Origin of the sequence: Salinimicrobium tongyeongense, from assembly GCF_026109735.1 — a bacterium.
GTDB classification, from domain to species: domain Bacteria; phylum Bacteroidota; class Bacteroidia; order Flavobacteriales; family Flavobacteriaceae; genus Salinimicrobium; species Salinimicrobium tongyeongense.
Genome location: NZ_CP069620.1, coordinates 1,358,624 through 1,370,985, shown reverse-complemented (window position 1 = coordinate 1,370,985; position 12,362 = coordinate 1,358,624). Strand labels below are relative to the sequence as shown.

At 42.2% G+C, this 12,362-nt stretch carries 16 protein-coding genes; 12 read left to right on the top strand and 4 right to left on the bottom strand.

Annotation, left to right across the window (positions count from 1 at the left end):
* Positions 1-3 precede the first annotated feature (3 nt).
* Genes JRG66_RS06095 through mnhG form a run of 5 tightly spaced genes read left to right on the top strand, consistent with a single transcriptional unit; the run spans position 4 to position 3,003 of the window.
* Positions 4-357: a Na+/H+ antiporter subunit C gene (locus tag JRG66_RS06095; protein WP_265164946.1), complete on the top strand. Its 354-nt coding sequence runs from the start codon at positions 4-6 to the stop codon at positions 355-357.
* Positions 354-1,862, top strand: coding sequence for a proton-conducting transporter transmembrane domain-containing protein (locus JRG66_RS06090; RefSeq protein WP_265164945.1), 1,509 nt, complete (start codon positions 354-356; stop codon positions 1,860-1,862). Before JRG66_RS06095 ends, JRG66_RS06090 begins: the two co-directional genes overlap by 4 nt.
* A 6-nt stretch (positions 1,863-1,868) precedes the next feature.
* Positions 1,869-2,345 carry a Na+/H+ antiporter subunit E gene (locus JRG66_RS06085; RefSeq protein ID WP_265164944.1) on the top strand — a complete coding sequence of 159 codons (477 nt, stop codon included), beginning with the start codon at positions 1,869-1,871 and terminating at the stop codon, positions 2,343-2,345.
* Complete coding sequence (locus JRG66_RS06080; protein WP_265164943.1) at positions 2,342-2,620, top strand: cation:proton antiporter; 279 nt, start codon at positions 2,342-2,344, stop codon at positions 2,618-2,620. The genes JRG66_RS06085 and JRG66_RS06080 overlap by 4 nt, the downstream gene beginning before the upstream one ends.
* Entirely contained in the window at positions 2,617-3,003 is a 387-nt protein-coding gene (gene mnhG / locus JRG66_RS06075; protein WP_307726313.1) for a monovalent cation/H(+) antiporter subunit G, read from the top strand. The genes JRG66_RS06080 and mnhG overlap by 4 nt, the downstream gene beginning before the upstream one ends.
* Here mnhG and JRG66_RS06070 read toward each other — a convergent pair.
* Positions 3,000-3,449 carry an MgtC/SapB family protein gene (locus JRG66_RS06070; RefSeq protein WP_265164942.1) on the bottom strand — a complete coding sequence of 150 codons (450 nt, stop codon included), beginning with the start codon at positions 3,447-3,449 and terminating at the stop codon, positions 3,000-3,002. The two genes, mnhG and JRG66_RS06070, sit on opposite strands and share 4 nt — an antisense overlap.
* Before the next feature lie 106 nt (positions 3,450-3,555).
* Between JRG66_RS06070 and JRG66_RS06065 the strand changes: the two genes are divergently transcribed.
* The 3 genes from JRG66_RS06065 to JRG66_RS06055 all read left to right on the top strand — a co-directional run bounded on the left by JRG66_RS06065 (position 3,556) and on the right by JRG66_RS06055 (position 5,892).
* Positions 3,556-3,969 (top strand): putative signal transducing protein, encoded by a 414-nt coding sequence (locus JRG66_RS06065; RefSeq protein WP_265164941.1) that lies wholly within the window; start codon positions 3,556-3,558, stop codon positions 3,967-3,969.
* 237 nt (positions 3,970-4,206) lie between these two features.
* A complete protein-coding gene (locus JRG66_RS06060; RefSeq protein WP_265164940.1) occupies positions 4,207-4,794 on the top strand; it encodes an SET domain-containing protein in 588 nt (195 codons plus the stop codon).
* A gap of 219 nt (positions 4,795-5,013) precedes the next feature.
* Entirely contained in the window at positions 5,014-5,892 is an 879-nt protein-coding gene (locus JRG66_RS06055; protein ID WP_265164939.1) for a cupin-like domain-containing protein, read from the top strand.
* 29 nt (positions 5,893-5,921) lie between these two features.
* Here JRG66_RS06055 and JRG66_RS06050 read toward each other — a convergent pair whose 3' ends face one another.
* From JRG66_RS06050 to JRG66_RS06040, 3 genes are all read right to left on the bottom strand, one after another.
* Positions 5,922-6,404, bottom strand: coding sequence for a regulatory protein RecX (locus JRG66_RS06050; protein ID WP_265164938.1), 483 nt, complete (start codon positions 6,402-6,404; stop codon positions 5,922-5,924).
* 124 nt (positions 6,405-6,528) lie between these two features.
* Positions 6,529-8,070, bottom strand: coding sequence for an Rne/Rng family ribonuclease (locus tag JRG66_RS06045; RefSeq protein WP_265164937.1), 1,542 nt, complete (start codon positions 8,068-8,070; stop codon positions 6,529-6,531).
* A 295-nt stretch (positions 8,071-8,365) separates the two neighbouring features.
* Positions 8,366-8,671, bottom strand: a complete 306-nt coding sequence (locus tag JRG66_RS06040; protein ID WP_262507439.1) for an HU family DNA-binding protein — start codon at positions 8,669-8,671, stop codon at positions 8,366-8,368.
* Positions 8,672-8,791: 120 nt separating this feature from the next.
* Between JRG66_RS06040 and mutY the strand changes: the two genes are divergently transcribed.
* The 4 genes from mutY to gldD all read left to right on the top strand — a co-directional run bounded on the left by mutY (position 8,792) and on the right by gldD (position 12,333).
* Positions 8,792-9,826 (top strand): A/G-specific adenine glycosylase, encoded by a 1,035-nt coding sequence (gene mutY / locus JRG66_RS06035; RefSeq protein ID WP_265164936.1) that lies wholly within the window; start codon positions 8,792-8,794, stop codon positions 9,824-9,826.
* Positions 9,827-9,919: 93 nt separating this feature from the next.
* Positions 9,920-10,420, top strand: a complete 501-nt coding sequence (locus JRG66_RS06030; protein ID WP_265164934.1) for a single-stranded DNA-binding protein — start codon at positions 9,920-9,922, stop codon at positions 10,418-10,420.
* Between the two features lie 21 nt (positions 10,421-10,441).
* A complete protein-coding gene (locus JRG66_RS06025) occupies positions 10,442-11,764 on the top strand; it encodes a gliding motility-associated protein GldE (RefSeq protein WP_265164932.1) in 1,323 nt (440 codons plus the stop codon).
* A complete protein-coding gene (gene gldD, locus JRG66_RS06020; RefSeq protein WP_265164931.1) occupies positions 11,761-12,333 on the top strand; it encodes a gliding motility lipoprotein GldD in 573 nt (190 codons plus the stop codon). The genes JRG66_RS06025 and gldD overlap by 4 nt, the downstream gene beginning before the upstream one ends.
* The last annotated feature ends 29 nt before the right edge of the window (positions 12,334-12,362 follow it).

The following is a 12,362-nucleotide window of genomic DNA, read 5'->3' as shown; positions in this document are numbered from 1 at the left end:
CCTATGGAAGTACTTTTAGCGATCATGGTGGGTACTCTTTACGCTTCGGGCATTTATATGATCCTGAGGCGCAGTTTAGTGAAGCTCATCATTGGTATTATCCTTCTGGGAAATGGAGCAAACCTGCTTATTTTCCTTCTTGGGCGTATAGCTAAAGGTTCACCTCCAATCATACCGGGAGACTCAAAAGTTTTTCTTGAAGCCTATTCCGATCCGCTTCCGCAGGCACTTATCCTCACAGCCATTGTAATAAGTTTTGGCCTGCAGTCATTTGCTATAGTGCTTGTAAAAAGAGCTCATAAAGTGTTGAAGACCGATGATCTCGATGAAATGAACGCAACAGACGAATACTCATGACCGAACAGTTAGTTATTTATCCTCTTATAACACAAATGCTCCTGGCAATAGTGCTCATGTTCTTTTGGAGCCGAATCCAGTGGCAAAGGGTGGTAAGCATATTGGGGAGCCTTATAAACCTGGGAGTGGCCGTATGGTTATTTGTTACTGTGTGGCAGGGGGGAACCCTTTCCATACAGGCAGGAAACTGGGAGGCACCTTTCGGGATCACCTTTGTAGCCGATACCTTTTCCGCAACCCTGGTGCTGCTCACGTCTATTGCAGGTGTGGCTGTATCGAGTTTTTCGGCCGGCTCTGTAATACCAGCGCGTTTAAAGTTCGGGTTTTTCCCCATTTTCCATTTCCTGTTACTGGGGCTAAACGGCGCTTTTCTTACAGGTGACATCTTCAACCTGTATGTGTGGTTTGAGATTATCATTATTACCTCCTTTGTGTTGCTCACCATTGGTGGTGAGAAAGCACAGCTTGAAGGTGCTGTAAAATATTTTACCCTTAATATCCTGGCTTCCATTGTTTTTCTTACTGCAATTGCAGTATTATACGGTCTCACCGGAAGCCTTAACATGGCCGATCTTGCCTCAAAAGTGGCCGCCGTTGAGAACCGGACACTTGTGCAGGTAAATGCCCTGTTGTTTTTGGTTGGCTTCGGAATAAAATCGGCACTGTTTCCGCTTTATTTCTGGCTGCCGGCTTCTTATCACACCCCGCCATCGGCTGTTTCTGCTATTTTTGGAGGCTTACTGACAAAGGTGGGGGTCTACGCCCTCATCAGGGTATTTACGCTTATTTTTGAAGTAGATCCATTCCTGGAGAATGTTCTGCTTGCCGTGGCCGTTCTAACGCTATTTAGCGGTGCCGTGGGCGCAATTGTTCAGAATAATATCCGCAAGATCTTTTCTTACCTGGTGATTTGCCATATTGGGTACATGATAGCCGGTCTTGGAATGATGACCGAGATGGCCATAACAGGAGCTATTTTCTATCTTATTCACGATATCATGGTGAAGACCAACCTGTTTATGATGAGTGGGGTGATCTACAAGATCAAGGCCAACCACAACATCAGGAAACTGGGAGATTTTTATGCCGATCATCCAAAGCTGAGCCTGCTGTTTGCTATTCCCCTGTTTTCACTGGTGGGGATTCCGCCGCTGTCAGGTTTCTGGCCAAAGCTTTCTTTAATTTCTGAAGGCTGGAACACAGATAATTTTATAGTAATAGCAGCTATTATTTTTGCCAGTTTTATAACCCTGTTTGTAATTGTAAAACTTTGGGGAGAAGTGTTCTGGAAGACAGGTGAAAAGTTGCCTGAAGTGAGGAATTTTCCGTACTTTAATAAGTTAACGGGTATTAAGAAAGCTCAAATGCTGGCCCCAATCATTTTCCTGTCTGTAGTAAGCCTTTATCTCGGGTTTGGGGCAGGGAACATACAAAACCTGGCTGAAAGGATCGCATTTGAACTTATGGACAATCAGGAATATATCAACACGGTACTAAGTAAATAAAAGAAGATGAAAAACCGGTTTTTAGCAAATTTACTTCTCACTTTTATCTGGGTGGCGCTTACCGGAAGCTTTACTATTGCCAATATTCTATTTGGATTCATCCTCAGTTATTTCGTGCTTTTTATCATTACCCGGGGCTCTGGCCGCGCCAGGTATTTTAAGCTGGTGCCAAAGCTTATTGGCTTTTTCTTCTACTTTCTTTATCAACTGGTAAAGGCAAATGTACAGGTGGCCTGGGAGGTGGGAACACCAAAGCTGCACATGACGCCAGGCATTGTGGGAGTGCCGCTTGATGTTGAATCTGATGCGCAAATTACATTGTTGGCAAATATGATCACGCTCACTCCGGGAACGCTTAGCCTTGATGTTTCCGAAGATAAAAAGGTACTTTACGTGTACTCCATGTACATCACGAACAGGGAAGAATTCATCAGGGATATCAAGGACGGATTTGAAAAACGCATTTTAGAGATCTCTTCATGACATTAGATAATTATTTATATTATATAATCCTTCCGGCATTATCTATTGCGATTTTGCTGGTCTTTTTCAGGTTCTTTAAAGGACCTTCAATTTCAGACCGGGTGGTGGCGGTAGATCTGCTGGTAACCATCGGGATTGGAGTTATAGCGGTGTACAGCATCCTCTCCCACCAGCCCACCTTTTTAGACATCGCTTTGATACTGGCCCTCATTGGCTTTTTGGCTACGGTGGCATATTCATTTTATATTCAGAAACGTAAGGATAGGGACAAATGATAACAGATACTATTATAGGAATTATAGCAACCCTGGGAACTGTTTTTGTGCTGCTGGCCGGCGTGGGAATCCTGCGAATGCCCGACACCTATCTTAGAATGGCAGTGACCACCAAAGCAGCAACCTTAGGCATTGGTTTGATTTTAGTTGCAGCAGCCATCTATTTCAATGACCTTTCTACCACCACCCGTGTGCTGGCGGTAATCATATTTATACTTTTAACCGCACCGGTGGGAGCGCATCTTATAGGAAAGGCTTCTTATATAAAAGGTAACAAGCTTTGGGAAAAGACCATTATGGATGACCTGGATGGCAAGTACAGAAAAACCGGAAAGAATATCAGCCTGCCCCGAAACATGGACCATGACAAAGAAAAACATTAGTCATCTATCTTCTCTTCCTTTTTATGGCCAAAGACCTTTGATATAAAACGGTCTACCGGGTTAAAAACCACATTTACAAATACAATTACTGCAACCAGTAGAAAAAGCTCCATGAATTGCCCTATTGCGGCAAGGCATCCGGCACCGGCACTGCACCAAACAGTTGCTGCCGTGGTAAGCCCCCTTACTATAGTGCCTTTGTGTAAGATGACCCCGGCCCCAATAAAGCCAATACCTGTTACCACCTGGCCAATTACCCTTGTGGTGTCAACATAGTCGTCTCCGGCAAAACTAAGGGAAGTAAGAACAAAGACCGAGGCACCCAGAGACACCAGGGCATTGGTTTTTAAACCCGCGTTCTTGTTGTGTATTTCCCGCTCAATTCCAATAAACAATCCTGCGAGCAGGGCAGCACCAATCCTTAATCCAAATTCCAGTAGCTCCATCTATATTTTTTAATTTAGCTTCTAATGCCTAAGTTAGTATTAAAAATGCACAGTATCAATTTACAGGAGGAATAACGGCCTTCTCAAAGGCCCAAAAATGGCAAATATGGATACAAATTTTTCAAACGTTGCGGTCTTTCAATATTCTGCGGAAGCTCAAATCCTCAAAGGCCGCCTGGAAGCTGAAGGTATCAAAACCTATTTGGTAGATAACCACACCATAGACACAGATCCTCTTGTGAGCAACGCCATTGGTGGGGTAAAGCTGAAGGTGCGAAAAGAAGATGAAGAAAAGGCTTTTCAGGTGCTCTCGGCTATCAGTAAATATTCTGTTGATGATGAGGGCAGGCAAATTAGCTGCCCGTCCTGTAACAGCCAACACGTTGAAATCTTTACCAGTGTAAAAAGTGCAAAATCCCTTATCTTTTTTTGCCTCTCCTTTTTAGTAAATGCCCTGCCGCTCTACATAAAAAGAAATTACCACTGCACAAATTGCAAGCACGAATTTAAGCTAAGCTGAACCTGGGGCTGCCAAGAAAATATTTTACTTAACTGCGGTTTTTCAGGTTAACCCTGGAATAGGCCACAATTGCTGACTCAAAAATGCCTTTTGGACTCTATATCTCTGTCGGAATTTTGATAGAATTTTCCGTAGTAGACTGGCAAATAGTAAAGGGTATTTAAAATCTTTCTGAAGCTGAAATATTTTCTCAACCACAATGCAATTTTTGTATTTTAGAAAGAAAATCAGCTACTTATGATGCATCCCGATACCGAACTGCGATTTATAAATGAAGTGATTGGCTACGGGGTCGTGGCCAAAAAATTTATTCCGAAGGGAACAATAACCTGGGTGCAGGATCCGCTGGACAGGCTGCTTACTGCCGGCGAAGTAGGGCAAATGCACCCCAGCGTGCAGGAGCAGGTAGATAAATATTCCTTCCGCAATAACAAAGGGGAATTGGTGCTTTGCTGGGATCTTGCCAAATATGTTAACCACAGCTTTAGTGCCAACTGCCTTTCTTCGGCCTATGACTTTGAGGTTGCCGTGCGCGACATTCAGCCGGGGGAACAACTCACCGATGATTACGGATATCTGAACATTTCTGAACCCTTTAAAGCAGTAGATGAAGGTACCGGTCGCGACACTGTTTATCCCGATGATCTTTTGAAGTACCACGAGGAATGGGACCGGCAGCTCCAGGATGCATTTAAAAGTTTTGAACAGGTGGAGCAGCCATTAAAACAGTTAATCTCTTCTAATGTTCTTGAAAAACTAAAGACAAAGCTTTCACAAAATGAGCCTCTCGATTCTATTCTAAATTTATACTACAGGGAAAAATAAGGTGTTGTTAAGGGCGTATGTGGTGTTAAGCTGTAATTTTGTTTAAAAACAGGAAACAGTTTATTGCTTAAAAATAGAGAAAGTTATATGTTATAGGCGGTCAGCCTATGGCTTTTGATTAATTTTGGGGAGAAAGACTTATTTTACATGCGAATAAGGCTGAAGTAAATTTTAAAGTCAAGCCTCAGGTACAGAACTTCGGTTAAAAGTAAAAGGGAAATGAAAGAGGGAATTGAATTAGCTGAAATCCCAAGAGAAAAAAAGATCTCTAAAAAAGACTTTTTAGAGAGGTATGTAAAACCACAGAAGCCGGTGGTTATCGAACAATTGATTGAAGACTGGCCGGCTTACCACAAATGGAACCTCGAGTACATAAAAGAGGTGGCCGGGGAAAAAACAGTGCCACTTTTTGACGGAAAAAAAACTATTTCTTCAGAATATAAGTTCAATGAGCCACATCTTCATATGAAGATGAGCGAGTACATTGACTTAATTAAAAAGGGGCCTACCAGCTATCGTATTTTTCTCTATCATTTGATGCGCGAGGTGCCGGCACTGCAAAAGGATTTTTATTTTCCAAAAATCGGGTTGCGTATATTAAAGCAGATCCCCATGTTATTTTTTGGAGGGGAGAACTCAAAGGTTTTTATGCATTACGATATAGACCTGGCCAATATTCTGCATTTCCATTTCCACGGAAGAAAGCGTTGTATCCTCTTTCCTCCTTCAGAAACAAAATACCTTTATAAGGTGCCTCATGCGTTAATCACGCGGGAGGATATAGATTTCATGAACCCCGATTTTGAGAAATTCCCTGCCCTGAAGCAGGCAAAAGGCATGGTGACCCAACTGGGGCATGGTGAGACTTTGTATATGCCCGAAGGCTATTGGCATCAAATGACCTATCTTAGCCCAGGCTTTTCAATGAGTCTGCGAGCAGTGCCACGACATTTGCCAAACCTTGGAAAAGCACTTTACAATATCATTTTTATGCGGCATTTCGACAATGCGATGCGTTCCTGGAAAGGCCAGAAGTGGATAGACTACAAAAACGAACAGGCCGTTAAAAGAACGAACAAACGTGTAGAAACCTCTTAAAAAGGGGAAATATGGCTCTCTATTTAGATTTATATCGATATAAGGTCTTCTGTCACTTCGTAGACCAGGGAGCTTTCATATCCCTTCCTGATGAGGTAATCGCTCAGCTTTTTCTTCCGTTTAAACCTGTCAGGTTCAGTAAGAAGGTTTAATTTATTTTCGGCGAGGCTGTAGAGAGTGGTTTTATAGTCGGCTTCCTCAATTTCGGTCATTGCCAGTTTAATTATGGGAGAAGAGATTTCCCGTAGCTTCAGTTCCTGTGTTATCCTGTACCGACCCCATTTTTTTATCCGGAATTTCCCCCTTACAAAGCTGCGGGCAAAGCGTTCTTCATTTAAAAAACCTTCCTGCATCAGTTTAATGATGATCTCTTCACGGGCGGCAGGGATCATTCGCATTTCCAGTAGCTTTTCCTCCACTTCCTTTTGAGAGCGGTCGCGATAGGCGCAGTACTGCATGAGCTTTAAGGTGGCTTCTTTTAGGGTGTATGACTTTCCGGATTCTTTATTCAAGGTATTGGATTCAAAGTTCAAAATTCAGGATTCAAAATTAGGAATTTTATATAAGTACAAATTCTCGATACTCATATCTGTAAAAAAAAACGCCTCCCAAATTAATGAAAGGCGTTACTTTATTTTATTGAATCACTTCCCCGGCGTTGTCGTGAAAGTGGTATTCAAGATACGTGTAAGCATCTCTTGGTACTATTTTAACCCACTTTTTATGATCAAAGAACCACTTGGAGCGGGGTGATGGAAAACCTTTGGTTAAAAAGGCTGCTATAAAAGGATGTGCACTTAGAGTGATCTTTTTATAGTCTTTTTTAAGAAGCTTTTGCAAATCCTGGTTGATCCGGTTTACCAAAACAATTGGGGCTTCAATTTCTTCCCCGTTCTTATTGGGGTTTTCTTCCCTTGTTTTGATGTTCATTTCGGGTCTAACCCGTTGCCTTGTAATTTGTACAAGTCCAAACTTACTTGGGGGCAAAATCTTGTGTTTTGCGCGGTCGTCACTCATCTCCTGTTTAAGATGATCGTACAAAGCTTTTCTGTTTTCAGCTTTGTTCATGTCTATAAAGTCAACTACAATAATCCCTCCCATGTCGCGAAGGCGCAGCTGGCGGGCAATTTCGGTAGCGCTTATGAGGTTTACCTCAAGTGCGGTATCTTCCTGGTTCTTTGATTTGTTTGAGCGGTTTCCGCTATTCACGTCAATAACGTGCATGGCTTCGGTGTGCTCAATGACCAGGTATGCCCCTTTGTTCATAGATACGGTGCGGCCAAAAGTAGTTTTGATTTGTCTTTCAATCCCAAATTTTTCGAAGATGGGGATGTTTGAGTCGTACAATTTTACAATGGATTCTTTCTTTGGAGCAATTTCGCTCACATAATCTTTAATTTGTGTGTACAAGGTTTCATCGTCTACACAAATAGAGGTAAACGAATCATTAAAAACATCTCTAAGAATAGAAGATGCCCTGTTTAATTCGCCCAGTACTTTTGAGGGATGAGGCGCTTTGTACAACTTTTTACACATACCTGTCCAACGGCTCATTAAATTCTGAAGGTCGTTGTCCAGTTCTGCTACTTTTCTGCCTTCTGCTACGGTACGTACAATAATGCCAAAGCCTTTTGGTCTAATGCTTTTTACCAATCGTTTTAGACGGTCTTTTTCTTCTTTGCTTTCTATTTTCTGAGAAACAGAGACGCGGTTTGAAAAAGGGACCAACACGATATAACGGCCCGGGAGGGAAAGTTCAGAACTTATTCTGGGGCCTTTGGTTGATATGGGCTCTTTTACTACCTGTACCAGTAGCGATTGATTTGATTTTAAGACATCTGCAATGCTTCCGTCCTTATCAATATCCTTTTCTAAAGGAAAATCCTTAAGGGAGTAATCCTTTAATTTACCTGTGCTTACACGTTTTATGAACTTCAGCAAAGAAAGTACCTGCGGGCCAAGGTCGTGATAATGCAAAAACGCATCTTTTGTATAGCCTACATTTACGAAGCCGGCGTTTAAGCCGGGAACAGTTTTTCGCACTTTGGCGAGAAAAATATCTCCCACCGCAAAATTACTGTCGTCTTCTTCCTTGTTGAGTTCTATTAGTTTTCCATCTTTTAATAAGGCAAAATCTACAGCAGAGGAACCGGTTCTAATAATTAACTCTTTGTTCACTCTAAATTGATTTTTATCCGCCTATGGCGGATGGATTAAACAATAAAATTCACAGGGTTTTTAAAATCCTGAGGAAATTCAAGCCCAGAAAACCTGAAATTGAACTTCGATTTCAAAGAACGTTTTAAATAAAAAAAGTAGTATGAAAACTACTTCTTTTTCTTGTGGCGGTTAGCTCTTGCTCTTTTTTTACGCTTGTGCGTAGCTACCTTATGTCTTTTTCTCTTTTTACCACTTGGCATAGTGTGACTTTTTAATTAATTAATTATTTTGTTTCTGCCTAAAGGCAGGGAATTTATTTTACCTCAACGTTAGATTTTACGCCTTCAACAAATACTTTGGCAGGTTTAAAAGCCGGGATATTATGTGCAGGAATCTTTATAGTGGTATTTTTGGAAATGTTTCTTCCGGTTTTTTCAGCTCTTGTTTTGATGATAAAGCTTCCAAATCCTCTTAGGTAAACGTTGTCACCAGCCTCTAATGAAGTTTTCACCTCCTCCATAAAGGTTTCCACAGTAGCCTGAACATCTCCTTTCTCCATTCCTAATTTCTCGGAGATTTTTGCCACGATATCTGCTTTCGTCATTTTCGTATAATTTATTAATAGGGTTTGTAAATTTTCGAGGGGCAAATATATGAATTAAATCCGCAACTTTTTAATCCTAACCCATTAAATAGTAAGAGAATAAAGAATTATTATTGCACTTAAGAAATTTGATTGATGTCTTTTGATAAAGAATTGATAAACTGGTATTTAGAGCATAAAAGGGATCTGCCATGGCGTAGAACCAAAGACCCTTATCAAATCTGGCTTAGTGAAATAATTCTTCAGCAAACCCGGGTTGAGCAGGGAAAACCTTACTATTTTAAATTTTTAAATGCCTATCCCAACGTGCAGGCTTTAGCTAATGCTTCGGAAGAGGAAGTGCTAAAACTCTGGCAGGGGCTGGGCTATTACTCACGGGCCAGAAACCTGCATTCTACCGCTAAATACATAGCTTTTGACCTGGGCGGAAGCTTTCCTGCTTCCTATAAAGAGCTGGTTAAATTAAAAGGGGTGGGCGATTATACTGCGGCGGCAATAGCTTCTATATGTTATGAAGAAGCCCAGGCAGCCGTAGATGGCAATGTGTACCGGGTGCTCTCACGCATTTTTGGAATAGCCACTCCCATAAATTCCGGTGTGGGGATAAAAGAATTCCGGCAGCTGGCACAAAAGCTTATTAATAAGGACGAACCTGCAAATTTCAATCAGGCGTTGATAGAATTTGGATCAGAACAATGCAAGCCGCGCAGGCCGCTGTGTGAATCCTGCCCGTTTTCGGTAAAATGTGTCGCCTTCAATCAGGATAGAATTGCCCAGCTGCCTGTGAAGCTGAAAAAACAGAAGGTTAAAAAAAGGCATTTTAACTACCTCGTCTATATTTCTGAAGAAGGCAAAACCCTCATGAACCAACGTCGCGGAAAAGGCATTTGGGAAGGACTTTACGAGTTTCCGCTGGTAGAAACTGCTTCCGAAGCACAACTGGAAAACCTCGTGGCCGATGTTCCTGCGGAATATTCAGTAATAAATAAGGAGCCGGTGCTCTACAACGACCTGCCGGTGGTGCACAAACTCTCTCATCAACATATCTACACCAAATTCTGGATAGTAAAATGCGATGAGCTGCCCAAAGAAGCGCTCTCCCTGGCCGAAGTAAATAAATTACCCGTCCCGGTTTTAATAGAAAATTTTATTGATACCTTTGATTTTTAAGCTCTTTAAAAAATCACCTTTCAAAAATGGCATTTTTGAAAGGGTATTGAAGAGCAATTTGCTATTTTTAAATTGTAACTAAAACTACAAATCATGACCGGAACCTTAAATAAAGTAATGCTTATTGGCCACACTGGAGACGATGTGAAAATGCACTATTTTGAAGGAGGTGGATCTATAGGGCGTTTTCCTTTGGCAACCAATGAGGTTTATACCAACAAAACTACAGGTCAAAAGGTCGAAAATACCGAGTGGCACAATATAGTGGTGCGCAACAAAGCTGCCGAAATCTGTGAAAAGTACCTCAAGAAGGGCGATAAAGTCTACATTGAGGGAAGGATTAAGACCAGAAAATGGCAGGACGACAAAGGGATTGAAAGGTATTCTACCGAAATTCAGTGTACCGATTTCACCTTTTTGACCCCTAAAGATGCTTCAGCACCTGGTGCAGGCAGCAACCAGGCTGGTGGTGGCTACGGCCAGTCTCAGCAGCAGCAGCAGGGGCAGCAGTACAACCAGCCTCGCCAGAATGCAGCTTCAGCCAGTCAGTCACAAAGTTTTTCACAGGAGGAGGAAGATGACCTTCCCTTCTAAGTTTAATTAAAAGTTACACATTTGGATCCCGATCCTGCCAGTTTTATACCTCTTTTAGTCGATAACCTTCCGCAGCTATTAGGTGTTGTCACGGCAATGCTTTTGCTCATTTGTTCTGCCCTTATCTCGGGTGCCGAGGTGGCTATGTTCTCACTTACCCCTGCCGATTTTGAGGTGGAAGAATCCAGGAGGAGCGTAAAAGAGCAAATTGTTATAAGCCTGCTCGATAAACCCAAAAAGTTGCTGGCTACTATACTCGTGGCCAACAACATGATCAATATTGCCATCATCCTGTTGTTCGATAACCTTACCGATACAGCATTTGAAAATATTGACACGGTTTTTATGGGGGTCGATCTTCAGTTCCTGCTCGAAGTGGTGGTTGTCACTTTCCTAATCCTGCTTTTTGGCGAAATCCTCCCAAAAGTTTATGCCAGCCGAAATAAGGTGGTCTTTTCGCATTTTATGGCCTACCCCCTTAATGTGCTCGATAAGTTGTTCTCTCCCCTCAGCATTCCAATGAGGGCGGTAACTGTGGGCATTCACCAGAGATTGGGGAACAAGAGCGTTGGGCTAAGCGTAGATCAATTATCCCAGGCCCTGGAGTTAACGAGTCAGCACGACACCACCAAGGAGGAGCAAAAGATCTTGCGCGGAATTGTTTCCTTCGGAAACACCGATACCAAACAGGTGATGCGGCCTCGTATGGATATTTTTGCGCTTAACGAGAACCAGCAGTACAGTGAAATCATTCCCGAGATCATAGAAAACGGGTATTCGCGCATCCCGGTCTATAAAGAAAATATAGACAACGTCACCGGGATTTTGTATGTGAAAGATCTTCTGCCTTTTCTCGAAGAAGAGAATTACGAATGGACTTCCTTGTTGAGGGAGCCTTATTTTGTGCCTGAAAATAAGAAGCTGGACGATCTTTTGAACGACTTTAAAAATAAAAAGAACCACCTGGCTATAGTGGTGGACGAGTACGGGGGAACCAGCGGACTCATCTCTCTGGAAGACATTATAGAGGAAATTGTTGGAGATATAAGCGACGAATTTGATGATGAAGACCTTATCTTTTCAAAATTAGATGAGAATAACTACGTTTTTGAAGGAAAAACTCCGCTGAAGGATTTCTACAGGGTGATAAAACTTGAAAATCCTGAACTGTTTGAAGAAAATAAAGGAGAGGCCGAAACTCTTGCAGGCTTTTTGCTGGAAATTTCAGGAAGTTTCCCTCGAAAGAACGATGTAATACTTTTTGACGGCTACAGTTTTACGGTTGAAGCTGTAGACAAGAAGAGAATTAAGCAAATAAAAGTGAGTATCACCGCAGCAGGATGAAAAGAATAATTTTTTTGGCATTTTTGACAGGTTTGATCTCATGCGGCGATGAAGTGCAGCCCAAACCCAATGCGTTCCTGGCGCTGGAGTATCCAAAAGCAGAGTATTCCTATTTTTTGAAAGATGCCTGCCCCTATGGTTTTGAAAAAAACTCCATGGCTGTGGTGCAGCCTTCCAGGGTAGGGAAAGAGTGTTGGTTAAATTTAGAATACCCTAAGTTGAAAGGCACTATTTTTATCACTTATCAGCCGGTAGAGAACAACCTGGATTCACTGCTTGCCGACGCCCAAAAATTGCCTTTGCAGCACACCATCAAGGCCGATGCTATTGAGGGGTCTGTTTACACCAACAATTTTCACAATACTTATGGTATGTTCTACCAGGTTTTGGGAGATGCGGCATCACAGGCACAGTTTTACCTTACTGACAGTACCAGCCATTTCCTTACCGGCTCGGTGTATTTTGAAGCCCAGCCAAATTTTGATTCCATCCTGCCGGCTGCGGCTTATCTTAAAAAGGATATCCGCCACCTTATGGAAACCGTGAAGTGGCAACCGGGAAATCAGTAATTTTCTGCCGTAGTTTCTTACTTTTGGCA